The sequence below is a fragment of the Pseudohongiella sp. O18 genome (assembly GCF_021729085.1).
Taxonomy (GTDB): domain Bacteria; phylum Pseudomonadota; class Gammaproteobacteria; order Pseudomonadales; family Pseudohongiellaceae; genus Pseudohongiella.
Window position 1 is genome coordinate 627,544 of sequence record NZ_JAJSAR010000001.1, and the last position, 23,319, is coordinate 650,862.

Below are 23,319 nucleotides of genomic sequence, written 5' to 3' on the forward strand. Positions count from 1 at the left end.
AGGGATCGTTACTGTAACACCGATTAGAGCGCCTGCCGCCTTAATAAGGGCTGAACAGGCGCAATTTCGTCTTAGTTCAGGCCTGAGATGTAGCTGGACAGCGCTTCGATTTCGCGGTCAGTCAGACGCTCGGAGACATTACGCATCGGCATGGCGTCACCATCGTTGGTGCGATCACCGGCGCGGAAGGCCTTCATTTGCGATTCGATGTAGGCTGCGTGCTGGCCACCCAGGGCCGGGAATCCAGCCTGTGCCACACCACTGCCGTCAGGTGCATGACACGCCGAGCAGGCAGCAACACCCAGGTCAGCAATACCAGCACGGTAAATCTGCGCGCCCAGCTCGATCAATTCGGGGTCAGCACCAGCAAGGGTGATCTCCTGTGATGCGTAGAAAGCAGCGATATCTTCCAGATCCTGGTCGCTCATGTTGTCGAGCAGGCCTGTCATCAGCGGCACTTCGCGGGCACCTGATTTGATGTCTCGCAGCTGCTTGAGAGTGTAGCGCTCACCTTGGCCGGCCAGTTTGGGGTTGGAGCTGATTTCACTGTTGCCATCAGCGCCGTGACAGGCAGCACATACAGCGACTTTTTGCTCGCCGGCAGCGGCATCGCCATCAGCGTTGGCAGTCAGGCTGGCGCCAGCCATCAGCAAAGATGCCAGGGTAAATACTAATCTTTTCATGGATTGTCGAAGTTCCTGAACAGTTATAAATTCGGATGAGTCATGCGGCGGGAGAGTATAGCACAGCTGCCGTTATTGTGTACGACCATCATGGAATCTGCCTGTCTTCTGGATACGAGGCGCGGCGGAATTGCTGGCTCAGTATCGGTTCTGCCGGTAGAATGCCGCTCCATGAACTATCAAGCCGCCCAATTTGAAATAAGTGCCGCCAAGCTGCGCGACTGTCCGACCGACAGCGTGGCCGAGGTCGCATTCGCCGGCCGCTCCAATGCTGGCAAATCAAGCGCGATTAATACGCTGACGCGCCAGGGACAGCTGGCCCGTACCAGCAAAACCCCCGGCAGAACACAGCTTATCAACTATTTCAGGGTTGATCAGGGGCGATATCTGGTGGACCTGCCCGGCTATGGTTACGCCAAAGTACCGCTGAAAGTGAAGGACGACTGGCAGGTCCACCTGGAACACTACCTGAACGCCCGCGAGCCGCTGTTGGGACTGATACTGGTTACCGACATACGCCACGTGTTCAAGGATTTTGACCTGATGATGATCGACTGGGCACGGCAGAACCAGTTGCCTCTGCATGTTCTGCTGACCAAATCAGACAAACTCAAGCGCGGCGCCATTCAGGAAGCACTGATGAAGGCACGCAAAGAGCTGGAAGGCATGGCCGATGCCAGTGTTCAGGCGTTTTCATCGCTGAAGCGGCAAGGCGTAGACATTCTGAGCCAGCGCCTTGACGGCTGGCTGGAACCGGCCGACGAAGCGCCAGCCGAGCCTGCCGTCGATCAGTGAGCCTGATCCCAGTTTTCACCGACACCGACATCAACCACCAGCGGCACGTCCAGTGACGCAGCGCTGACCATACGAAATCGCACTCCCTCTGTCAGCAAATCCACGTCCGCTTCTGCGACCTCAAAAATCAATTCGTCATGCACCTGAAGGACCAGCCTGGCGTCGAGAACGCCAGTCTGCAACCAGTGATCTATATCAACCATCGCCTGCTTGATAATGTCCGCGGCGGTTCCCTGCATGGGTGCATTGATCGCGGTGCGCTGGGCAGCCTTGCGCAGCATCCCGTTGCCTGCCTTGATGTCTGGCAGATACAGCCGTCGACCGAACAGGGTCTCCACATAGCCTTTTTCCTCGGCCAGTTCCCGGGTGCGCTCCATGTATTCCAGGACGCCGGGGTAGCGTTCAAAGTAACGGTCAACATAAAGCTGGGCATCGTGACGGTCGATTCCCAGTTGCCGCGCCAGGCCAAACGCTGACATGCCATAGATCAGGCCAAAGTTGATGGCCTTGGCGCGCCGCCGCTGCTCGCCAGTGACGTCGTCCACGCTCACCCCAAAGACTTCGGCAGCAGTTGCCCGATGTACATCCTGAGCATTGGCAAATGCGGTTACCAGACCCTTGTCCTGGGACAGATGCGCCATGATGCGCAGCTCGACTTGTGAGTAGTCAGCTGCTACCAGTCGGTAACCCGGAGCCGCGATGAAGGCCTGACGGATTTTGCGCCCCTCGGTGCTGCGTATCGGAATATTCTGCAGGTTGGGCTCTGTTGATGACAGTCGCCCTGTGGCCGCTACCGCCTGCTGAAATGTCGAATGGATACGGCGGGTGCTGCGGTTTATCTGCAGCGGCAGCTTTTCTGTGTAGGTTGATTTCAGTTTACTGAGCCCGCGATGCTCCATGATCATATTGGGCAGGTCGTACTCCAGCGCCAGCTCCTGCAACACGGCCTCGGCCGTGGAGGGCTGCCCCTTGGGCGTCTTTTTCAGCACCGGCAGATTCATTTTTTCGTAAAGCACGGTCTGCAGCTGTTTCGGCGAACCCAGGTTAAAGGTCTCTCCGGCTTCCTTGTAGACCTGCTCCTCGAGCTCTGCCAGGCGCTCAGACAGTGCAGCTGACTGTTCGTGCAGCCGCTCCGGATCAACCGCAATACCGGTTCGTTCCATGCGTTGCAGAACCGGGCTCAGCGCCAGTTCAAAGTATCGATAAAGTCCCCATAGCTCACCAGTGCTTTCCAGCACGGCCTGCAATTTGTGGCGAAGCCGGAACGTCATGTCGGCGCGCGGCGCCAGCCAGTCAAGCGCGGCCTGCGGATCGCACTGACTGACCGGGAGTTTGTTTCGGCCCGAGCCGAGCAGGGCATCCAGCGACTTCAGCGACTGCTGCAGGTAGTAGTGACTGACATCTTCCAGGCTGTGATTGTTGGCCACCGAGTTCAAGACGTAAGAAGCCAGATGCGTGTCGAATCGCCAGCCTCGGACTGCTATGTCATGATTCTGCATCAGATGAGCCAGACGTTTGCTGTCGTGTGCCACTTTGTGGATTGAGGGATCCTGCAGGACTGGTTTGAGCAACTGCAGACATTCCCGCCGATCGAGATTGGATGCTGACTCAAGGCTGTCGTGGGCGAGGGGCAGATATACTGCCTGACCTGGCTCCCAGCTGAAGGCCAGTCCGATGACCTGGGCAGACATGAAGTGCTCATTAGCATCAAACAACGCAGCCACCGCGAATTGACCTGCGGATTTGATCGCCCCGATGGTGCTTTTCAGAGCCTCAGTGTCCGCCAGTAACTCGTAATCCTGTCGCGAGGTCTCCAGCTTACTCAGATCAGGCCCATCGTTCTCGGCAGGGTCGGTAACTCCCAGATCTTCACGCACGGCAGCCAGCTGCTCGGAGGAGACCTCTACACCCTGTGATTCCAGCTCCTTGGTCCAGGTCTTGAATTCGAATTCACTGAACAGCGCCATCAGCTGCGTCTGGTCCGGCTCTTCGGGGATCAGCTCACTGATGGAAATATCCAGGGACACATCCAGTTTAATGGTGGCCAGCTCGTAGGACAGACGCAACTGTTCGATGTTATCTCGCAGCTTTTCGCCGATCTTGCCGCCAATTTTGTCGGCGTTTTCAATAATGGCATCCATGGATCCGTATTCCTGCAGCCATTTCACCGCAGTCTTTGGCCCGACCCCTGGTACACCCGGTATGTTGTCTACCTTGTCGCCCGTCAACGCGAGAAAGTCGACTATTCGCTCTGGTGGCAGGCTGAACTTTTTGTTGACCCCTTCAATATCAAGCCGCTCATTCGTCATTGTATTGATCAGCGTGACGTGACCACTTACTAACTGGGCGAGGTCTTTATCGCCGGTAGATACCAGTGTCTCCCGTTGCTGTGTGGTCGCCTGACAGGCCAGGGTACCGATTACATCATCGGCTTCAACATCCGGGATCACCAGCAGCGGCAGACCCATGGCTTTGATGATGTGGTGGATCGGCTCGATCTGACTGCGCAGCTCATCGGGCATTGGTGGGCGATGCGCTTTATATTCTTTGTAGATCTCATTACGAAAGGTGTCGCCCTTGGCGTCAAACACAACAGCAATGGGGCTTTCCGGATACTCTTTCTGGAGACTGCGAATCATGCTGATGACGCCCTTTATGGCGCCAGTCGGCTGGCCTTTGCTGCTGACCAGAGGCGGCAGGGCGTGATACGCCCGGAAAAGATACGAAGATCCGTCAATGAGGATTAGAGGGCTGACTGATGTCATGGCGTGGGACGTCCGCTGTGCTTGGCAGGCGGTTGAAAAACTATCTCGGCTTTGGCTTCCTGCGTCGCTCTACCTCCTGCATCCATGCAGTCGTACGTTGCCAATGCCTTGATTACGTTTTTCAGCCGCCTTTTTGGTTAGTTTGATGAAACCTGACACCGCTTGAAGGCATTGGCAAGGTTTTCCATCAAGTTTACATAAGCCCGGGGGCCGGAGGTCAAGGCCTGTCCCGTGGTATCTGCCTGAATACGGTTGACCGGCTGATTGCCAAGCAGTGTATTCACGGTGCTGGCCTGCGCCGTGACATCTTCCAGTACGCAGGTCAGCGGACGCTCTTCAATGGCTCTGCGAACCGCCAGCATGTGGCGCACACCTGGCTGAAGCTCCTCGCTCTCCACAAATACCAGCTGATGACTCAGGTTGAACTGGCGCTCAAAATACTGGAAGGCGTTGTGATACACCGCATAATCCGTGCTTTGCAACGGCATCAGATCGGCCTTAAGACGGTCTCTCAGAGAGATCAGCTGTTGTGAAAAGCTGGCCAGATTATGCTGGTAACGACCTGCATTGACTGGGTCGAGAGCAGACAGTTTGCTCACCATGGCCTGGGCAATCAACAATGCATTGTCCGTATCCAGCCAGATGTGAGGGTCGATGCTGTGACCCTGCTTGTGTTGATGACCTGCATGGTCACCCTGCTGCGGAATGAGGATTTCGACATTGTCGTGTTCGTCGTATCCGGCGTGATGCACTGTCAGGCCCGGCAGGGCGAGCACTTCAACAGTTTCAGTGTCTCGTTCGGCGAGAGTGTCTGCCAGCCAGGTTTCCAGTTCCGGACCCACCCAGACCAGCAGATTGGCCGTGCTGATGGCGCGAACAGTGGAGGGTTTCATGACAAAGTGGTGATAGGATTGATTGGCAGGAATCAGCACCGCCGGCTCTGAAACACCATCGGTAACCGCATGGGCGATCAGTTGCAGTGGCTTGATACTGGTAACAACGGTAACCTGCGCCGCTGCGACATGGCTGAGCATCAGTGTAAGACTGACTGCCAGAATCGTTCGTAACATTGGGATCATCTGTCATCAAAAGAAATGCTATCATATACCATTTTGCGCGAAAGCTCCATCATCACCCTTCCGCGTGCCGGTATCCTGCAGTTGGTGCAGATGTCAGCCAAGGGCCTGAATTAAATGATCGATGCAGCCGCCATGGGTAGTTCAAGGATTTCATATGAGCCATGAAACATTAGTTGAAGCCAGGGATGTAAGCCTCAGCCTGGGTGGCCGAAAAATTCTGGATCGTGTGAATCTGACACTGAGCAAGGGCAAGCTCCTGACACTGATTGGTCCGAATGGCGCCGGCAAAACCACACTGGTAAGAATCGTGCTGGGGCTGATGCAGGGAGAATCGGGAAAGCTGGTGCGCAAACCCGGTCTGCGCATTGGTTATATGCCGCAGAAAGTATTTGTCGAACCCACCCTGCCTCTGACCGTCGAACGCTTTATCCAGCTCGGCGCTCGCGGACTGAAAGTGGTCGCGGCCAACAAGGTGCTGGACGAGGTCAAAGTAGGGCACTTGCTCAGACAACAGGTTTCCGCGCTGTCCGGTGGGGAAATGCAGCGCGTTCTGCTGGCGCGCGCTCTAAGCCACTCGCCAGATCTGCTGGTGCTTGATGAGCCGGCCCAGGGCGTCGACATTAATGGACAGACGGAGCTGTACGAACTGATCAACACCATTCGTGAGCGGCACCATTGCGGAGTGATGATGGTGTCTCATGACCTGCACCTGGTCATGGCCGCCACCGACGAAGTCATCTGTCTGAACCAGCACATATGCTGTCATGGCAAACCTGAACATGTGAGCAATGATCCGGCCTACCTGGCGCTATTCGGCAAGAGACAGGCAGCCACACTGGCAGTTTATACTCACCACCACAACCATGATCACGATATCGCTGGCGATGTCATCAAGCCAAAGGACGGCCACCGCCATGTATGATTTTATCATTTACGCCGTTATCGCCGGGCTTCTGATAGCCGCGCTCGCAGGGCCGCTGGGATGCTTTGTAGTCTGGCGCCGCATGTCCTACTTTGGCGATACCCTGGCGCATTCGTCGCTGCTCGGTGTTGCTCTGGCCATTGTCGCCAGTATCAACCTGCAGCTTGCCATCATTATCAGCTGCGCCGTGTTTGCGGCGATTCTGCTGCTGCTGGAAAAAAGGCAGATGCTTGCCACTGATACACTGCTAGGCATCATCGCCCACAGCACGCTGGCTTTCGGCCTGCTGATTCTGTCACTGTCGGACATGGTGCAGGTGAATCTGATGGCGTTTCTGTTCGGCGACCTGCTGACCATTACGCAACAGGATCTTATCTGGATAGTCGCTACCTGCGTGGTGCTGGCGGGGCTTCTGTATCACTTCTGGGGAGAGTTCCTGGCGCTTACCGTTCATAAAGAGCTGGCCATCGTCGAAGGTCTGCCAGTAGAACGGCTTTATGCACTGCTGGTGCTGATGATTGCGATGCTGATCGCAGTGGCCATGAAAATCGTGGGTGTTCTGCTGATCACTTCCTTGCTCATCATTCCGGCCGCTGCCGCCAGACGACTGGCCAGCACGCCGGAACAGATGGCACTCGGCGCCGCAATAATCGGCTGCCTCGCCGTGGCAGGCGGTGTCACGCTGTCGTTCTATCTGGACACACCGGCAGGCCCTTCGATTGTAGCCTGCGCATGTGTTTGCTTCCTGCTTATTTACGCCCGTCCGGTAACGCGCGTTTAAAGCGTGTTGCGGATGATCCGGTAGGTTTCGCTGATCTGGTCCCGCTTGATATTCGGCTCCAGGAAACCGCGGTAGCGGCCCTCAGGATCAATCAGCAGGATGTTGCCGCTGTGGTCAACCATAAAGTTTTGTGGCTGACCTCCATCCGGCGCTGGCACCGGCATGATTCCATGCGCAATAAAAAGCTCGCTGGCCAGTTGTGATACCTGGCGATACTCTCCATTGAGACCCAGAAAATCCTCATGGTAGGCCTGCATGAAGTCTGCGATTTTTGCGGTGTCGTCACGGAAGGGGTCAACACTGATCATGACCACTTGTGTGTCATCCTGCAGGGGGTCACCTTCCAGATCATTATAGAAGCCAGTCAGCTCAAACATGGTCAGAGGGCAGATATCGGGACAGTTGGTGAAACCAAAAAACACCATGGTCCAGTTGCCTTGCAGAGACTCCTCTGTGAAAGGCTGACCGTAGTGATCTACCAGGTCAAACTCACTGATGGCCACAGGCGCTTCATAAATCATCGCGCCCATCTCACGCAGCTCTTCTGCAGAAACCTGCTCCTGCTGAGCTGAGCGATTGTTATCAGCGTACCGTGCATAGGTCATGTAAAAAACGATAACCACCCAGACAAGGCACAGAATGAGGGTCAGTTTTACGCCTTTTTTCATAATTTACTGCCTGCTATGAAAAGTTTGCGAAAGTCAGATCGTGATGTAGTGATCAAGCAAAAGAACCGGAAACAGCACCATCAGATAGATGATGGAGTATTTGAAAGTATCCATGGCCGTTGATGGCTTGGGCCGGAACATCAGCAGCAGCGACCAGATCAGGAAGCCAACGCCGAGGACCACTGCGGCAAGCAGATAGAGCAGACCACTCATGCCAATCAGCCAGGGGAGGATGCTGACCAGCAACAGGATAATGGTGTAGAGAATAATGTGGATCTTGGTGAGATGTTCGCCATGGGTGACAGGCAGCATGGGGATGCCCGTCTTGGCGTACTCATCCTTGCGGTATATGGCCAGCGCCCAGAAGTGCGGTGGCGTCCAGGCAAAGATGATCAGCACCAGAATCAATGCACCGGGCTCAATGGTGCCGGTCACTGCGGCCCAGCCAAGCAGGGGGGGCATGGCGCCTGACAGGCCGCCGATGACAATGTTCTGGGGTGTTGCACGCTTCAGGTAACCGGTGTAGATGAAGGCATAACCAATAAAAGAAGCCAGCGTCAGCCAGGCGCTCAGCGGGTTGACCCAGATCAGCATGATCGCCATGCCGGCTATGCCAATGATCGCTGCAAACCAGGCGGCCTGCCGCGGAGCAACACGACCCTGCGGCATGGGGCGGTTGATGGTTCGGCGCATGACAGCGTCAACCTTACGGTCGATCAGGTGGTTAACCACGGCGCCGGAGCCGGCAACCAGCGCAATGCCGATATTGCCGAGTATCAGGATGTCCAGCGGCACCATGCCAGGCACCGCCAGAAACATGCCAACCAGGGAGGTCAGAATCATCAACATGACCACCCGCGGCTTGCACATTTCATAATAGTCGCGCCAGCTTGCGGTCTGATTGTGCGTCAGTTCTGTCACGGAGATCTCTCTCTGCATACACCTGCGCCACGGACTTCGGGCGGGCATGTCTACTGTGAATTTATCGGGGGTTGGCTATTGTAACGTAAATCAGTCTGCGATAGAAAAAACAAGACAAATTATTTTTGGAGGAGTAAATTGATATTGAGAGCGGCCCGAAAGGTCAAGTCCGCTACTCAAGGGAAATGGCCCCAAGCCGACCCAGCAAGACCGGCAGCAGGGTCTCAGTCTGTTGATTTAGTGTCATCTGAAATTGCGGAGCAGGTGTATACAAGACTGATAGATGTACAAAGAAGCGATCCAAAAACAGAAGGAGAAGCTAAATGAGATGTATCTATTATTTGTCACCCACCCTCAAAAGCACCCATCAGATCTCAGACGATCTGCACTCCATCGGCGTGGATGACTGGTTTCTGCATATCCACAGCAAGGACGAGAGCGGGCTGGTCAAAGAGCATCTTCACTCGAGCAATTATTTTGAAACCCTGGACTTTATTCGCGAAGGATTCATAGGCGCTGGAATTGGCTTTGTCGCGGGCCTGGTGTTTGCCGGTCTGATCGGCATGACAGATCCCTTTGCGGTATCCATCCCCTGGTACGCCTTTGCGGCCATCGTGTTTCTGGTCACCTGTTTTGGTGCCTGGGTAGGCGGCCTGACTGGTGTGATGAATGAGAACAAAAAGATCGCTCACTTCCACGACGATATTAAAGCTGGCAAGTATCTTGTTCTGATTTACGCGAAGGAAAAGCAGGTCAAGAAAGTGCAGGAGATGATGACCAACAAGCATCCCGAGGCACAACTTGCCGCTATTGACCCTCACTTCCTGAACCCATTTGCAGACCTGCAGATGGTCCGTGCCTGATTGCTTCACAGCAGTTGTTGCACAGACTAAAACAATACTATACGATCCAAAGGGATGGTGGTTTACCCCGCCATCCCCGCTTGAATGTTTGATGTAACAAGTACGATGTAACACCGTTGAGTACCCGTCCGAAAGATAACAAGAAAGGGAGGGACCCGCGTTGTGAACGGCATTTGTTTTCACGTTCGATGTCAACGACGTAACCAGGACATTCACCACCCGATGCTGCTGCCTGTGCAGTGCATCCGGCCTTTTATTTTTATCTTTCGCTGTACAGTTGCTGTATCCACTGTTGTCCGTGCTCGCACTTTCACAAGGATATCCCGCGTATGGCTATTGCAGTTGTTCTCGTCCTGTTGGTCGTTGGCTCCGTCGTCTTTCACTTTGCCAGTCCGTGGTGGTTTACTGAAATCGCCTCAAACTGGGCAAACATCGACTTCACGGTTAATCTCACTTTCTGGGTAACCGGCTTTGTATTCATAGCCGTAAACCTTTTCCTGGCCTATAGTGTCTATCAGTATCGCCAACGCAAGGGCGAGGCCAGCAAGGCTGTATATGAGCCGGAAAATGCCCGCCTTGAGACTGGCCTGACAGTTATTACCACACTGGGCGTTGCTGCATTGCTGGCGCCAGGTCTGTTTGTTTGGGCCCAGTTTGTTACCGTCCCGGAAGAAGCCAGCGAATTCGAAGCCTTCGCGTCACAGTGGCAATGGTCCTTCCGTTACCCTGGCGCTGATGGCCAGCTTGGCACTGCCGATATCCAGCACATTACTGAAACCAACCCCTGGGGCATCAACCCTGACGATCCGAACGGGCAGGATGATGTGGTGGTCAAAAAGCCCTACATGGCGCTTCCGCTTAACGAGCCGGCCAAAGTCCTGCTCCGCTCTCGAGATGTACTGCATAACTACACCGTACCCCATTTCCGCGTGAAGATGGACATGGTGCCGGGTATGGTTTCTTACATGTGGCTGGAACCAACCCGTACAGGTGTCTTTGATATCCTCTGCGAGCAATACTGCGGGCTTGGTCACCACATCATGCGCGGCCGGGTTGAAATCATGGAACCGGGCGATTTCCAGAGCTGGCTTGCTGATCAGCCCACTTTTGCCGAAACCCAGGCGCAACCGGCTGCCGACGTCGCGGCAGGCCAGCAGTCATACATGGTCTGCGCCAGCTGCCATGGGCAGAACGGCGAAGGCAACCGTGCCCTGAATGCGCCAGCACTGGCGGGATTGCAGCCCTGGTACATTGAACGCCAACTGCGCTACTACTCTGAAGGGGTGCGTGGCGCCAATCCGGAAGACACCACTGGCCAGTCCATGGCCCCCATGGCAAATATGGTCAACTCTGATACAGCAAGACGTAATGTGGCGGCGTACATCCAAACCCTTTCCGGTAACGACTCTGCCCAGACCACCATCAGCGGCGATATCGATCGTGGCGCACGCATCTACAGTGCCAACTGTGCGGCCTGCCATGGTGACGACGGCCGCGGCAGCTGGGCAACGGACGCACCTGCACTGGCGGGTATGGACGACTGGTACCTTGCGCTGCAGCTGGAAAAATACCGCAGCGGCATTCGCGGCCAGCACCGTGATGACGATTATGGTTACCAGATGACATCGATGGTGAAGGCGATGCGCACAGAAGAACAGCAGAATGACGTCATTGCCTATATCAATTCGCTGCGCTGAGAGACCGGGCAGGACTTTAAAACAATAATTTGAATAGCTGGACAGGGTTCTACACCCGGAGGATGTTTACATGGCATACGTACCATTGGCCGACCAGGACGATCCGCACGCCCTGCATGATCCGCACAGTTTCATCACAAAATATGTCTGGAGCCAGGATCACAAGGTAATCGCGATTCAGTACGGCGGCACTGCCATCTTTGTCGGATTGATCGCATTGGGGCTCTCGATCCTGATGCGCTTGCAGCTGGGTTTCCCTGACTCGATCAGCTGGATAGATCCTGCCTTTTATTATCAGGCCGTGACCATGCACGGCATGATCATGGTGGTATATCTGTTGACGGCCCTGTTCCTGGGCGGTTTTGGCAATTACCTGATTCCTCTGATGTGTGGCACCCGGGACATGGTGTTTCCGTTCCTCAACATGCTTAGCTTCTGGTTCTATCTGCTGTCAGTGATCATTCTTCTGGCAAGCTTCTTTGTGACGGGAGGGCCGGCGGGTGCTGGCTGGACCCTTTATGCGCCGCAGTCGATAACGGCCGGTACGCCGGGTTCTGGCGGCGGCATGCTTTTGATGCTGATCTCCCTCGCCGTGTTTATCGTGGCCTTCACGATGGGCGGTCTCAACTATGTGACCACCATCCTCCAGGCGCGTACCCGTGGCATGACACTGATGCGTATGCCGCTTTCCATCTGGGGCATCTTTACGGCGACAGTTCTCGGTCTGTTCGCCTTCCCGGCACTGTTGGTCAGCGCAATCATGCTTGGCTTTGACCTGGTGCTCGGTACCAGCTTCTTCATGCCAGCTATGATGCAGTTGGGAGAGCAGTCAACTCAGGATGGCGGCAGCCCGATTCTCTTCCAGCATCTGTTCTGGTTCTTCGGGCACCCGGAAGTGTACATCGTGGCACTCCCTGCATTCGGCCTGGTGTCCGATGTGATCGCAACCCATGCCCGCAAGAACATCTTTGGATACCGCATGATGGTCTGGGCGATTATTGCCATCGGTGGCCTCAGCTTCCTGGTCTGGGCTCACCACATGTATGTCAGCGGCATGAACCCATATTTTGGTTTCTTCTTCGCGACCACTACCCTGATCATCGCAGTACCCACCGCATTGAAAGTCTACAACTGGGTACTGACACTGTGGCAGGGCAATATAAGACTCAATACGCCCATGCTGTTCGCCATTGGCTTTATTTTTACCTTTGTCCACGGGGGCCTGACCGGACTGTTCCTGGGCAATGTGATTATTGACGTACCACTTGCCGACACCTACTTTGTGGTCGCTCACTTCCACATGGTGATGGGTGTGTCTCCAGTGCTGGTGCTGTATGCAGCCCTGTATCACTGGTATCCAAAAATGACCGGCCGCATGTACAACGAGACAATGGGTAAAGTCCATTTCTGGTGTACTTTCCTTGGCACTTACGCCATTTATCTGCCCATGCACTACCTGGGGTTCCTGGGTGTTCCGCGCCGCTACTACGAGATGGGCAATACTGATTTTGTGCCTGCAACCGCTCAGGCGCTTAACGCCAACATCACCATCGCTGCGATTTTCGTAGCCACGGCTCAGGTGCTGTTCTTCATCAACATCTTTATGAGCCTGCGCAAAGAGAAAGACGCCGGTGGCAATCCCTGGGGCGCCACCACTCTCGAGTGGCAGACACCTGACACCCCTCCCAAGCATGGCAACTGGGGTCCGGAACTGCCAACCGTTTATCGCTGGGCCTATGACTACAGCGTGCCGGGCGCCAAACAGGACTTCATCCCCCAGAACGAACCGGGAGAGGAATACGAGAAGACCTTTCATACGCGAGGTCACTCATGAGTTTGTATCGTCAAGTTACTGAGAAACCCTGGAATCAGGTAGGTCTGCCAGATGGTATAGAGGCGCGGCCTACTTTCCAGGTACCCGACCAGAAAGTGGCACTGGTGCTGTTTGTAATCGTGGCATGCGTGCTGTTCTCCTTGCTGACTGTTTCGTATTACCTGCGAATTGCCTGGGGTGCAGGCGACTGGGTGCCAGTGTCAGAACCTGCCACGCTATGGGTCAATACCGGCGTTTTGGTGGCATGTAGTGCGGTGTTGCAGTGGTCATTGATACAGGCACGACGCCAGGAGGCTATTCGACTGACATCAATGGCGGGACTTTTGTTCGTGGCGGGTGGCTTACTGACGCTGGTATTTATTGCAGGTCAGTACACTGCATGGCAAATCCTGATAGGGGGCGGTTATACGCTACAGAGCAACCCGGCCAACGCCTTCTTTTACCTGTTGACGGGGGTTCACATACTGCACCTGGCCGGAGGTTTATGGGTTTGGACCAAAGCGCTGTTTCATATGAGCAGCGGTGCGAAAGCCGGCGACAGCCGCCTGAGTATCGAGCTTTGTACCTGGTACTGGCACTTCCTGCTGTTGGTCTGGTTTGGCCTGTTTTACGTGCTATCAACCACCTGATGCAACCGATGTGGATCTTAAAAAAGAATAATTGGACTACAGAAAGGAAATTAACATGAGTCAGAGCGAGGCAGTAGCCAACGGCAGCCCGACAGCAGGGGGCATGACTGGCTTTGTACAGGACTGGAAGTCTGACAAACAGACTTATCAGGTACCCTGGGGCAAGGCCATGATGTGGATCTTCCTGGTCAGTGATACCTTCATTTTCTCCTGCTTCCTGGTCGGGTACATGACCGTGCGGATATCGACCGCAGACCCATGGCCACTTGCCACGGAAGTTTTTGCATTGTCCTTTTTCGGCAGTGACCCGATTCCTCTCATTCTGATCGCCATCATGACCTTTGTGCTGATTACCAGTAGCGGCACGATGGCGCTGGCAGTGAACTTCGGCTATCGGCGCGACAAGCGCAAGACCGTCATGTTCATGTTGTTTACCGCCGCACTGGGTGCCACGTTTGTGGGTATGCAAGCTTACGAATGGTCAAAACTGATTGGCTATGGGGTCAGGCCCTGGAGTAATCCCTGGGGTGCGGAACAGTTCGGGTCGGTTTTCTACATGATCACAGGCTTTCACGGTCTCCACGTTTCAGCCGGGGTCATATACCTTTTGATTATCGCTCGCAAAGTAGCGCGCGGCGATTATGACAAGAAAGGCTACGAAATTGTCGAGATCACTGGACTTTACTGGCACTTCGTTGACCTGGTCTGGGTGTTTATTTTCGCCTTCTTCTACTTATTGTGAGTTGGTGTTTGACGAAATTGACCCTGAACATATTCTGAAAACAATCTGAGGAGCCTGGTTATGGCATCTGAAGCAGGACAACAACACCCGCTGGGGATTTATTACAAGATCTGGATTTTGCTGTTTGTGCTGAGTTTGTTCAGCTACATGGTCGACTACCTGGATGTGCAGGGCGTTATGCGCTGGACACTGGTATTACTTTTTATGGCGTTGAAGGCCGGATTCATCTTAGCCATCTTTATGCATGTAAAGTGGGAGCGGATGGCATTGGTCATGACCATTCTTGGTCCGCCAATAGTATTGTTGCTGTTGATCTTCTTTATGGCAGTAGAGGGCAATTATACAGAGTCGGCCCGTGTCCAGTACCTGGGGCATGACGCCAACCAGGCACCGGCGCACGTTGAACATTAACCAAGGCTGGAATGACGGAGCAGTTTTTCCAGATCGGTTTTGATATCGTCGATCCCGTGGGTACTGTCGTAATACATCATGACATTGCCCACCGGATCGACAAAAAAGATGTAGTTGTCGTCTGACAGATTCAATTCCACACCTTTAGCGGCCAGATTGTTCTCTACGCTGGTCTCATCTGCAAACGCCACCCCCATGCTGGGGAACTCGGCACGAAAATGATCTCGACTTTCCTGGCTCAACGGCGACATATTCGCAGCCAGGTCACCTGCCTCAAGGTAGTAGCGCCTTACTCGCGGCGTATTCTTATTCAGCGTGATGTGCATTTGCCGAAGTAAATGAATGCGCTCCCGGCAGGATGCATCACAGTCCTGAGTGTTTACGAATACGATATGCCAGGGTTGCGGCTCATAATCATCATCGCTTTCCAGCTCAGCCACCAGTTCGTCAAATGACCGAAAAACAGGATTACCTGCCGCGTCGAGCATGGCCAGATCGGTGATGTCGGCTGGTGGATTTATCAGATTACCTTTATTGACAGTTCCGCCAAAAAATCCGGACTCAGACGCTGAGCGAAATGCGAATGTTGCCATTGTGATCGGAACAAATGCGATCAGCAGCAAAAATGCGAGTTTAAGTTTGGTACGAGTCATTTGTTGCATATCAGCTCTCCGAACGTCTGAAACTGAACATTAAATATAGGACGATGAGCACCGCTGCCATCAGGAACCACTGGATAGCGTAACCACGATGCACACCGGGTCGTGTATTTATGGCCTGCCAATTTGGCTGCAGGAGTCCTGGTGAGCCGGTCTCCAGTCTAACGCTATAGGGCAGCAGATCCTGGCCAAGCACTTCGGCTGAGCTCGGCAAATCAATTTTCTGGACGACCTGTGGCCAGGAATCCGTGTAGATATCTTCGGCAAACATCATCAATTCGCCATCTGGCACATAGATCACCGCATTTATCGTCACCAGGCCTTCCGGCGCACTGACACTGGGAAGCTCCTGCCGTGTGCGGCCCTGCGGCACCCACCCCCGATTGACCAGAAGCACTCCATAGTCAGTGTCGAATGGTGTCAGTACCTCATAACCCACCTGAGAGTCATATATCCGGTTGTCGAGGTAGAACTGCCGGCGCCCGTCAAATCGTCCAGTCGCCTGAACACGGGTCCAGCCAAGATCCTGCTGAAGCCAGTCTACCCTGTCCAGCGTGACTGGCGCTTCCAGCAGACGCTGCTCATACTGGTTCTGCAGATCAATCTTCTGCTGTTCGCGCGACAACTGCCAGAAGCCCAGTGTTAGCAGCAAAGGGAACAGCAGGGCAGTGAACACTGTGAGTTTCCAGTTTATTCGAAACAAGCCAACCTCAATCTATGCTGCTATTATGGTTTTCCAATATTTGAACTTTACGGAATCCTTCAGAGGACCACTATGTTACAAGCTGCTATTGTTGTTTTGCTGATCGGCATTTTGATCAGTCTGGCTGCCGGATTTTATTTTTTCTACAAAGACCAGGGTAGATCCAAGCGTGTTATGTATGCTTTGGGTGTACGCGTAACGATGGCGGTAATTTTGATGGTCCTGGTTTTTTACGGACTTAGTACTGGCCAGCTGAATCTACAGACCCCCTGGAACCTCTGACACTTTCACAATTAAAAACCTTCTCAAAAAAAGACGGCCCGCATAAGCGAGCCGTCCCTGGTCATATGTCACTGAATGACGACCGATTGATGTTTACAGCAAGTAAACAAAGATAAACAGACCTACCCAGACCACGTCAACGAAGTGCCAGTACCAGGCAGCTGCTTCGAATCCAAAGTGGTCATTCGGCTTGAAATGGCCCTTCAGGCAACGCAGCAGCATGACGATCAGGATGAACGTACCCAGCGTCACGTGGAAGCCGTGGAAACCCGTGAGCAGGAAGAACGTAGAACCGTAGATGCCGGAATCCAGGGTAATGCCGTAGTGTCCATAGGCTTCTACATATTCCAGCGCCTGCAATGCCAGGAACAGGATACCCAGAGCTACTGTCACAAACATCCACTGGAGCAGACGCTTGCGGTTTTCTGCCTTCAGCGCAACGTGCGCATAGTGCAGAGTCACCGATGAAGTAATCAGGATGACCGTGTTCCAGAAGGGCAGGTAGCCAGCGAAGAAGCTCACGCTCCACTCTTTGACGTTCAATCCTTCGTGCGGGTTAGTAAACAGTGTGGGATCCGGGTTGACGACCAGCGGCCACGCAGCCTGGAATTCCGGCCACAGTACTTCACCCGCCAGACCCTTCTCGCCTTCACCGCCGAGCCACGGCACTGCCAGTGTCCGGATGTAGAACAGGGCGCCGAAGAATGCCGCGAAGAACATCACCTCAGAAAAAATGAACCATGCCATACCCCAGACGTATGAGCGCTTGAGCTGGTCATTGTTCAAACCGGCGTGGTTTTCACGAATCACTGTGGCGAACCACTGGAAAATGATGAAGGACAGCAACAGGAATCCGGCCAGGGCTATCCAGGTGGACACCGCTACAGAATCACCCGCAGACACGTCATTCAACACGCTGCCTAAGCCAAATACCATGAAGAACAAACCAATCGATGCAAAGAACGGATACTTGGTCTGTTCCGGTACGTAATACACACTATGGGAGCTTTCGCTGGCCATCTTATCTCTCCAGAAATAACAATATTATTCTCGTTTACCTGCTGGCTACTGCCGCTGTCTTACTTTTTTCCGTGATGTCGTACAGCGTATAGGACAAGGTCAGTTTGGTGATCTCTTCCGGCAGCCTGGGGTCAACAAAAAAGCGCAGTGCCATGTCGACCGTTTCACCAGCCTGCAAAGGCTGTTCTGCAAAACAGAAGCATTCAATCTTGTTCAGATGGCCTGCTGCTGCGTTGGGCGCCACACTCGGAATCGCCTGTCCTACCATCAAGGTGTCTCGTGGATTGCTGACACGGTAATGAACTACATGAACCTCACCTGGCTTGACGCGCATCTGATTGACAGAGGGCTTGAACTCCCAGCCCATCTCGACGTTCTGGTGCGCAATGAACTGCACCGTTACTTCGCGATCTTCTTCAATCAGCTGACCGGCTTCCGCAACTTCCACGCGTCCGCCAGTCTTGCCGTTTAAACCTGTGATGTCACAAATCACGTCATACAGAGGTACCAGAGCAAATCCAAATGCAAACATACCTACCACGGCAAACAACAATTTTACGGCTAGTTTCTTGTTATTACCTTTCGCTACGTTCTTGGTCATCTCATCTACTCCGGTACAACTACATCGTAAATTTGACAGTACCTCTTTGCCCTTACTGAGCCTTGATCAGGCTGGGGTCAGGCGGCGTTTCAAAGGTGTGGTATGGCGCCGGAGACGGCACAGTCCATTCCAGACCCTGAGCACCTTCCCAGACCTGGGCAGTTGCTTTTTTGCCACCGCGGATACACTTGATGACAACCAGCAGCAGAATCAGCTGCGAGAAGCCAAACAGGAATGCACCGACACTGGAGATCCAGTTGAAGTTGGCAAACTGCAGCGCGTAGTCCGGGATACGGCGGGGCATACCAGCCAGACCCAGGAAGTGCTGCGGGAAGAACAGCAGGTTTACACCGACAAACGACATCCAGAAGTGCAGCTTACCCAGTGTCTCGTCGTACATGTAGCCGGTCCACTTAGGCAACCAGTAGTAGGCGGCCGCCATCAGCGAGAATACTGCGCCTGGTACCAGTACGTAGTGGAAGTGGGCAACAACGAAGTAAGTATCGTGATACTGGAAGTCAGCCGGGGTAATCGCCAGCATGACGCCAGTGAAACCACCGATGGTGAACAGCACTACGAACGCGATTGCAAACAGCATTGGCGTTTCAAAGGTCATGGCACCGCGGAACATGGTGGCAACCCAGTTAAACACCTTCACTCCTGTCGGAACGGCGATCAGCATGGTGGCGTACATGAAGAACAGCTGGCCAGCCAGAGGCATGCCGACGGTAAACATGTGGTGCGCCCATACAATGAAGGACAGGAAAGCAATTGACGCAGTTGCGTATACCATTGAGTCGTAGCCGAACAGACGCTTACGGGCGAAGGTCGGGATGATCGCAGACACGATACCGAATGCCGGCAGAATCATGATGTAAACTTCAGGGTGACCGAAGAACCAGAACAGATGTTGGAACAGTACCGGGTCACCACCGCCAGCCGCGTTAAAGAAGCTGGTACCGAAGTGGATGTCGAACAGCATCATGGTAACCACACCCGCCAGAACCGGCATAACCGCGATCAGCAGGTAGGCAGTGATCAGCCAGGTCCATACGAACAGTGGCATTTTCATCAGGGTCATGCCAGGCGCACGCATGTTCAGAATGGTCGCGATCACGTTGATCGCACCCATGATGGACGATGCACCCATGATATGGACGGCAAAGATGAAGTAAGTCACTGAATCGGGAGCATAGGTCGTCGACAGCGGTGCGTAGAACGTCCAGCCGAAGTTGGGACCACCGCCTTCCATGAACAGGGTGGACACCATCAGCGTGAACGCAAATGGCAGAATCCAGAAACTCCAGTTGTTCATGCGTGGCAACGCCATATCAGGCGCACCAATCATCAACGGAATCATCCAGTTGGCCAGGCCCACGAACGCTGGCATGACCGCACCGAATACCATGACCAGACCATGCATGGTGGTCATCTGGTTGAAGAAGTTAGGCTCTACGAATTGCAGGCCAGGCTGGAACAGCTCTGCGCGGATTACGAGAGCAAAAGTACCGCCCAACAGAAACATCGCAAAGCTGAACCACAGGTACAGAGTACCGATGTCTTTGTGGTTGGTTGTGAACAGCCACCGGGAAATTCCCTTGGCAGGACCATGGTGATGGTCGTGATCATGTGCGTGATCGATAGCAGCGCTACTCATGGCGTTTACTGTCCCCCTACTATGAATTCGTTGACTTCAGCGGGCTGAACCATGTCACCTGACTGATTGCCGAAGGCATTGCGCACGTAGGTGATGATGGAGGCGAGCTCAATCGGATTTAATTGACGACCGTAAGCAGCCATGGCTGTGCCAGGAACACCATTGACCAGTGTGTCCATGGTCACGCCGATGTCACCGGTTGCCTTGGCGCTACCTGCCAGTGCAGGGAATGCAGGTGGCATGCCCTGGCCATTGGCCTGGTGACAGGCGACGCAGTTGCGGCTGTAGATCTCTGCGCCTTCTGCCATGGCTTCGTCCATGCTCAGTGCAGCGTTGGTCAACTCGGCAACCTGCAGCGCCTGCTGCTGTTGTTCGGCGTACCAGGCTTCAAAGTCGGCCGGTTCAAGCACGTGAACTTCGATAGGCATGAAACCATGTTCCATACCGCAAAGCTCGGCGCACTGACCACGATAGATGCCAGGCTCTTCCACGATTACCCAGGACTCATTGATGAAGCCGGGGATAGTGTCTTTCTTGATGGCAAATTCAGGCACCCACCACGCGTGCAGCACGTCCGCGGCAGTCATCAGGAAACGCACTTTGGTGTTGGATGGGATAACCAGCGGGTTGTCGACTTCGAGCAGATAGTTTTCGCCCTTGTCGATTGAATTGCTGATTTCTTCACGGGATGTTGCCAGCGAGCTGAAGAAAGAAACTTCTTCGGCATTCGGATCATCGTCCATGTAGCGATATTCCCAACGCCACTGGTAGCCGATGATCTGAACATCAAGTTCGGATTCGGACGCGTCGTAAGCTGCGGTCAGCACCCGTGTTGCCGGGATGGCCATCGCGATAAGAATCAGGAAGGGGACCAGTGTCCAGACGATTTCCACTTTCGTGCTTTCGTGGAAAGTTGCCGGTTTGGCACCTTTGGATTTGCGATGGTTGATGATGGACCAGAAAAGAACCCCGAAAACAACTACCCCGATGGCGATCATCCACCAGAAGATTGTCATGTGCAGGTCATAGGTCTCGCGACTGATTTGGGTTACGCCCCTGGGCATATTGAGTTCCCAGGCTGCATGCGCACCAGCGCTCCACATAAGCAGAGTGCCGAAGGCAAGGCTTAACCACAGCTTTGCTTTGGACAACATTCGCCGTGTCTCCGTATAGTAAGAAAAGGCTGTTTCTACGTTTTAGATGTATTTATTGTTTTGATTTCAGACGCTCCACTTGCGCTGACTTGTGTAACCCCTTGCGTGACCCAGGACCCGGACGTGACGTTCCCTTGACGTATCAAAGGCTGTAACCGGAGCAGATTTTGGGCAGGATTTTCAGGTGCAAATTAAAGCGCCGGGCATTATAAAAAATTTTTTCTTCAATTGCCATGAAATCCGGCCAACATTTGACACGTTGTTGGCCTTCCATGCGCCGGGCAATATAGACGTCTTTGCCACCCAAATCCCTGCGTTAGATCAACTAATCCTTTGATTTCCGGGCCTGTCGAGCCCTTCCTGCCTCAGAAGAGCTGACATATCCGGCTCTCTGCCCATAAAATCTTTAAACAGGGTCAGTGCACTCGCACCACCACCTTTTGACAATATTTTGTCAAGAAAGCTCTCCCCTACATCCGGATTGAGAACGCCAGACTCGTTGAAGCGTGAGAATACGTCTGCTGATAACACCTCAGCCCATTTGTAACTGTAGTATCCAGCCGAGTAGCCACCAGCGAATATATGCGAGAAGCTGTTTTGAAAGCGGTTATAGTCTGGAACCGGATAGACTGAGGTTTTCGTTCGCGTCGCGCTCAACACTTCAGCAATAAAGTCGCTTTCGTCTGAACAGGGAGTCTGGTGCAGTATGAAGTCGAACAGTGCGAACTCCAGCTGACGCACGGATCTCATGCCTGACTGGAAGTTCTTGGCGGCAATCATTTTCTCCAGCTGGACGTCCGGCAGAGCTTCACCTGTCTGATAGTGGCCGGAGATCATGGCGATAGCCCGACTGTCCCAGCACCAGTTTTCCATCAGCTGGCTGGGAAGTTCAACGGCATCCCATTCGACGCCACTGATACCCGAACTGCCAAGATACGGCTCTCGTGTCAGCATGTGGTGCAATCCGTGACCAAACTCATGAAACAGAGTGGTCACATCATTGTGCGTCAGCAGCGCTGGCTGACTGGCAGTCGCAGGCGCAAAGTTACAAACCAGGTAAGCAACCGGGAGTTGTCGCGATACGACCGCATCTCCGTTGAAAATGACACGATGGTTGCGACAATCCGCCATCCACGCTCCACCTCGCTTGCCTTCTCGGGTATACAGATCCAGGTAAAAGCGGGCAAGCACCTCACCGTCGCGTAGAATCGAGTAGAACTCAACATCCTGATGCCAGACGCTGGCATCGGTGTCCCTGGAAATCTGCACGCCATAAAGTGTCTCAACAATCTGGAACAGGCCCGCCTTGACCTTTTCCGCAGGGAACCAGGAGCGCAGCTCTTCCTGTGAAATGTCATAACACTCTTTGCGCAGCTTCTCGCTGAAATACGTTATGTCCCAGGCATTCAGCGAAGTCACACCGAAGCGTTCCTCGGCGAACTCACAAAGTTCCTGATACTCGCGCTCGGCTGCCGGACGGCTGTAATGGATCAGATCACCAAGAAACTGATTTACCCGCTCCACCGAGTTGGCCATCTTGCGGGCCACGGATACTTCGGCGTAGTTGGAGAATCCGAGGATCTTTGCTTTTTCCTCTCTCAACTTGAGAATTTCCAGCATGATTGGCTGATTATCGAGACTTTTATCGCCAAATTCAGCCGCTCGGGTGGTGTAAGCCTGATATACCTCCTGGCGTAGCTCTGCATTGTCGGCGTAGGACATCACTGCGTAGTAAGACGGGAAATCCAGAGTCAGCAGAAACCCCTTTTTCCCTTTTTGTGTCGCTGCTTCTTCTGCGGCACTGATGGCGGCCTCAGGCATACCAGACAGGATTTCCCTGTCTTCCACCAGCTTGCTCCATGCTCTGGTAGCATCGAGCACATTGTTGCCAAACTGATTACTTAATTCGCTTAATCGGTTTTGTATATCAGCGAACCGCTTTTTGCTGTCGCCGGAAAGATTGACACCCGACAGTTCGAAGTCCAGCAGGCTGTCTTTTAATATCTTGCGTTGCGATGCATTCAGGGACAGTGCCTCAGCCGCCTCGTAGAGCGCCTTTACGCGCTGGTAAAGCGCTTCGCTTTGACCCAGCGCGGAGTAGTACTCCGAAATCAATGGCTGACAGTCGGTGTAGGCCTGCCTGATTTCAGGCGTATTCATTACGCTGTTGAGGTGGCTGGCAGTTGACCACACTTTGCCAATCCTGTCGTCCAGCTCATCCAGCACTCCCATTAATGAATCCCAGGCAGGATCTGTTAACAACGAGTTGTCGGCCTCGAGGGATTTCAGCGTGTCTCGATTATCCGCCAGAACCTGTCGAACGGCCGGCTCGATATGTTCCGCGCGGATGGTGGCAAAATCCGGCAGTCGATCAAAGGCAAGCAAAGGATTCTGATTGGCACTCGATGCAGGCATCCAGAAAAACTCCTGTCTGGGTAGTAAGAAAAACGGCT

General features: G+C 53.8%; 22 protein-coding genes. 10 read left to right on the plus strand and 12 right to left on the minus strand.

The genetic code is table 11. From position 1 onward, the window contains the following. Window positions 1-71 precede the first annotated feature (71 nt). Window positions 72-683 carry a c-type cytochrome gene (locus LVD14_RS02845; RefSeq protein WP_237132520.1) on the minus strand — a complete coding sequence of 204 codons (612 nt, stop codon included), beginning with the start codon at window positions 681-683 and terminating at the stop codon, window positions 72-74. Between the two features lie 171 nt (window positions 684-854). Between LVD14_RS02845 and yihA the strand changes: the two genes are divergently transcribed. Next, window positions 855-1,478, plus strand: a complete 624-nt coding sequence (gene yihA, locus LVD14_RS02850) for a ribosome biogenesis GTP-binding protein YihA/YsxC (RefSeq protein ID WP_237132521.1) — start codon at window positions 855-857, stop codon at window positions 1,476-1,478. Here yihA and polA read toward each other — a convergent pair. Further along, window positions 1,472-4,243 carry a DNA polymerase I gene (polA, locus tag LVD14_RS02855; RefSeq protein WP_237132522.1) on the minus strand — a complete coding sequence of 924 codons (2,772 nt, stop codon included), beginning with the start codon at window positions 4,241-4,243 and terminating at the stop codon, window positions 1,472-1,474. The genes yihA and polA overlap by 7 nt on opposite strands. 137 nt (window positions 4,244-4,380) lie before the next feature. Then, on the minus strand, window positions 4,381-5,313 hold the full coding sequence (locus LVD14_RS02860) for a zinc ABC transporter substrate-binding protein (protein WP_237132523.1): 933 nt from the start codon (window positions 5,311-5,313) through the stop codon (window positions 4,381-4,383). Between the two features lie 163 nt (window positions 5,314-5,476). Here LVD14_RS02860 and znuC point away from each other — a divergent pair, with 163 nt between their 5' ends. Both znuC and znuB read left to right on the plus strand, forming a co-directional pair. After that, window positions 5,477-6,244 carry a zinc ABC transporter ATP-binding protein ZnuC gene (znuC, locus tag LVD14_RS02865; protein ID WP_237132524.1) on the plus strand — a complete coding sequence of 256 codons (768 nt, stop codon included), beginning with the start codon at window positions 5,477-5,479 and terminating at the stop codon, window positions 6,242-6,244. Continuing rightward, on the plus strand, window positions 6,237-7,025 hold the full coding sequence (gene znuB / locus LVD14_RS02870) for a zinc ABC transporter permease subunit ZnuB (protein WP_237132525.1): 789 nt from the start codon (window positions 6,237-6,239) through the stop codon (window positions 7,023-7,025). Before znuC ends, znuB begins: the two co-directional genes overlap by 8 nt. Here znuB and LVD14_RS02875 read toward each other — a convergent pair. Continuing rightward, window positions 7,022-7,693 (minus strand): SCO family protein, encoded by a 672-nt coding sequence (locus LVD14_RS02875; protein ID WP_237132526.1) that lies wholly within the window; start codon window positions 7,691-7,693, stop codon window positions 7,022-7,024. The two genes, znuB and LVD14_RS02875, sit on opposite strands and share 4 nt — an antisense overlap. Window positions 7,694-7,726: 33 nt before the next feature. Further along, on the minus strand, window positions 7,727-8,632 hold the full coding sequence (gene cyoE, locus LVD14_RS02880; RefSeq protein WP_237132527.1) for a heme o synthase: 906 nt from the start codon (window positions 8,630-8,632) through the stop codon (window positions 7,727-7,729). Window positions 8,633-8,937: 305 nt separating this feature from the next. Between cyoE and LVD14_RS02885 the strand changes: the two genes are divergently transcribed. The 6 genes from LVD14_RS02885 to LVD14_RS02910 all read left to right on the plus strand — a co-directional run bounded on the left by LVD14_RS02885 (window position 8,938) and on the right by LVD14_RS02910 (window position 14,790). After that, entirely contained in the window at window positions 8,938-9,477 is a 540-nt protein-coding gene (locus LVD14_RS02885; RefSeq protein WP_237132528.1) for a hypothetical protein, read from the plus strand. A gap of 329 nt (window positions 9,478-9,806) precedes the next feature. Then, a complete protein-coding gene (locus LVD14_RS02890; RefSeq protein WP_237132529.1) occupies window positions 9,807-11,174 on the plus strand; it encodes a c-type cytochrome in 1,368 nt (455 codons plus the stop codon). Between the two features lie 70 nt (window positions 11,175-11,244). Further along, window positions 11,245-13,008, plus strand: coding sequence for a cbb3-type cytochrome c oxidase subunit I (locus tag LVD14_RS02895; protein ID WP_237132530.1), 1,764 nt, complete (start codon window positions 11,245-11,247; stop codon window positions 13,006-13,008). Continuing rightward, entirely contained in the window at window positions 13,005-13,637 is a 633-nt protein-coding gene (locus LVD14_RS02900; RefSeq protein ID WP_237132531.1) for a cytochrome c oxidase subunit 3, read from the plus strand. Before LVD14_RS02895 ends, LVD14_RS02900 begins: the two co-directional genes overlap by 4 nt. A 55-nt stretch (window positions 13,638-13,692) precedes the next feature. After that, complete coding sequence (locus LVD14_RS02905) at window positions 13,693-14,379, plus strand: heme-copper oxidase subunit III family protein (RefSeq protein ID WP_411268243.1); 687 nt, start codon at window positions 13,693-13,695, stop codon at window positions 14,377-14,379. A 60-nt stretch (window positions 14,380-14,439) separates the two neighbouring features. Further along, window positions 14,440-14,790: a cytochrome C oxidase subunit IV family protein gene (locus tag LVD14_RS02910; protein ID WP_237132532.1), complete on the plus strand. Its 351-nt coding sequence runs from the start codon at window positions 14,440-14,442 to the stop codon at window positions 14,788-14,790. Here the strand turns inward: LVD14_RS02910 and LVD14_RS02915 are convergent. Then, window positions 14,787-15,452: a hypothetical protein gene (locus LVD14_RS02915; RefSeq protein ID WP_237132533.1), complete on the minus strand. Its 666-nt coding sequence runs from the start codon at window positions 15,450-15,452 to the stop codon at window positions 14,787-14,789. The genes LVD14_RS02910 and LVD14_RS02915 overlap by 4 nt on opposite strands. Window position 15,453: 1 nt before the next feature. Next, complete coding sequence (locus tag LVD14_RS02920; RefSeq protein WP_237132534.1) at window positions 15,454-16,125, minus strand: SURF1 family protein; 672 nt, start codon at window positions 16,123-16,125, stop codon at window positions 15,454-15,456. A gap of 99 nt (window positions 16,126-16,224) precedes the next feature. Here LVD14_RS02920 and LVD14_RS02925 point away from each other — a divergent pair, with 99 nt between their 5' ends. After that, window positions 16,225-16,434, plus strand: a complete 210-nt coding sequence (locus LVD14_RS02925; protein ID WP_237132535.1) for a DUF2909 domain-containing protein — start codon at window positions 16,225-16,227, stop codon at window positions 16,432-16,434. A gap of 93 nt (window positions 16,435-16,527) precedes the next feature. Here the strand turns inward: LVD14_RS02925 and LVD14_RS02930 are convergent, their stop codons facing one another. The 5 genes from LVD14_RS02930 to LVD14_RS02950 form a co-directional block, all read right to left on the minus strand. Continuing rightward, window positions 16,528-17,454, minus strand: a complete 927-nt coding sequence (locus LVD14_RS02930; RefSeq protein WP_237132536.1) for a cytochrome c oxidase subunit 3 — start codon at window positions 17,452-17,454, stop codon at window positions 16,528-16,530. A gap of 34 nt (window positions 17,455-17,488) precedes the next feature. Next, a complete protein-coding gene (locus LVD14_RS02935; RefSeq protein WP_237132537.1) occupies window positions 17,489-18,055 on the minus strand; it encodes a cytochrome c oxidase assembly protein in 567 nt (188 codons plus the stop codon). Between the two features lie 52 nt (window positions 18,056-18,107). Continuing rightward, on the minus strand, window positions 18,108-19,712 hold the full coding sequence (ctaD, locus tag LVD14_RS02940) for a cytochrome c oxidase subunit I (RefSeq protein ID WP_237132538.1): 1,605 nt from the start codon (window positions 19,710-19,712) through the stop codon (window positions 18,108-18,110). 5 nt (window positions 19,713-19,717) lie between these two features. After that, on the minus strand, window positions 19,718-20,866 hold the full coding sequence (coxB, locus tag LVD14_RS02945) for a cytochrome c oxidase subunit II (RefSeq protein ID WP_237132539.1): 1,149 nt from the start codon (window positions 20,864-20,866) through the stop codon (window positions 19,718-19,720). Window positions 20,867-21,187: 321 nt separating this feature from the next. Next, window positions 21,188-23,281 carry a M3 family metallopeptidase gene (locus LVD14_RS02950; RefSeq protein WP_237132540.1) on the minus strand — a complete coding sequence of 698 codons (2,094 nt, stop codon included), beginning with the start codon at window positions 23,279-23,281 and terminating at the stop codon, window positions 21,188-21,190. Window positions 23,282-23,319: the final 38 nt, after the last annotated feature.

Excerpts from the sequence above, each read along its gene's own strand:
- LVD14_RS02845 (WP_237132520.1), bottom strand. The coding sequence starts at position 683 with ATGAAAAGATTAGTATTTACCCTGGCATCTTTGCTGATGGCTGGCGCC.
- yihA (WP_237132521.1), top strand. The coding sequence starts at position 855 with ATGAACTATCAAGCCGCCCAATTTGAAATAAGTGCCGCCAAGCTGCGC.
- polA (WP_237132522.1), bottom strand. The coding sequence starts at position 4,243 with ATGACATCAGTCAGCCCTCTAATCCTCATTGACGGATCTTCGTATCTT.
- LVD14_RS02860 (WP_237132523.1), bottom strand. The coding sequence starts at position 5,313 with ATGTTACGAACGATTCTGGCAGTCAGTCTTACACTGATGCTCAGCCAT.
- znuC (WP_237132524.1), top strand. The coding sequence starts at position 5,477 with ATGAGCCATGAAACATTAGTTGAAGCCAGGGATGTAAGCCTCAGCCTG.
- znuB (WP_237132525.1), top strand. The coding sequence starts at position 6,237 with ATGTATGATTTTATCATTTACGCCGTTATCGCCGGGCTTCTGATAGCC.
- LVD14_RS02875 (WP_237132526.1), bottom strand. The coding sequence starts at position 7,693 with ATGAAAAAAGGCGTAAAACTGACCCTCATTCTGTGCCTTGTCTGGGTG.
- cyoE (WP_237132527.1), bottom strand. The coding sequence starts at position 8,632 with ATGCAGAGAGAGATCTCCGTGACAGAACTGACGCACAATCAGACCGCA.
- LVD14_RS02885 (WP_237132528.1), top strand. The coding sequence starts at position 8,938 with ATGAGATGTATCTATTATTTGTCACCCACCCTCAAAAGCACCCATCAG.
- LVD14_RS02890 (WP_237132529.1), top strand. The coding sequence starts at position 9,807 with ATGGCTATTGCAGTTGTTCTCGTCCTGTTGGTCGTTGGCTCCGTCGTC.
- LVD14_RS02895 (WP_237132530.1), top strand. The coding sequence starts at position 11,245 with ATGGCATACGTACCATTGGCCGACCAGGACGATCCGCACGCCCTGCAT.
- LVD14_RS02900 (WP_237132531.1), top strand. The coding sequence starts at position 13,005 with ATGAGTTTGTATCGTCAAGTTACTGAGAAACCCTGGAATCAGGTAGGT.
- LVD14_RS02905 (WP_411268243.1), top strand. The coding sequence starts at position 13,693 with ATGAGTCAGAGCGAGGCAGTAGCCAACGGCAGCCCGACAGCAGGGGGC.
- LVD14_RS02910 (WP_237132532.1), top strand. The coding sequence starts at position 14,440 with ATGGCATCTGAAGCAGGACAACAACACCCGCTGGGGATTTATTACAAG.
- LVD14_RS02915 (WP_237132533.1), bottom strand. The coding sequence starts at position 15,452 with ATGCAACAAATGACTCGTACCAAACTTAAACTCGCATTTTTGCTGCTG.
- LVD14_RS02925 (WP_237132535.1), top strand. The coding sequence starts at position 16,225 with ATGTTACAAGCTGCTATTGTTGTTTTGCTGATCGGCATTTTGATCAGT.
- LVD14_RS02930 (WP_237132536.1), bottom strand. The coding sequence starts at position 17,454 with ATGGCCAGCGAAAGCTCCCATAGTGTGTATTACGTACCGGAACAGACC.
- LVD14_RS02935 (WP_237132537.1), bottom strand. The coding sequence starts at position 18,055 with ATGACCAAGAACGTAGCGAAAGGTAATAACAAGAAACTAGCCGTAAAA.
- ctaD (WP_237132538.1), bottom strand. The coding sequence starts at position 19,712 with ATGAGTAGCGCTGCTATCGATCACGCACATGATCACGACCATCACCAT.
- coxB (WP_237132539.1), bottom strand. The coding sequence starts at position 20,866 with ATGTTGTCCAAAGCAAAGCTGTGGTTAAGCCTTGCCTTCGGCACTCTG.
- LVD14_RS02950 (WP_237132540.1), bottom strand. The coding sequence starts at position 23,281 with ATGCCTGCATCGAGTGCCAATCAGAATCCTTTGCTTGCCTTTGATCGA.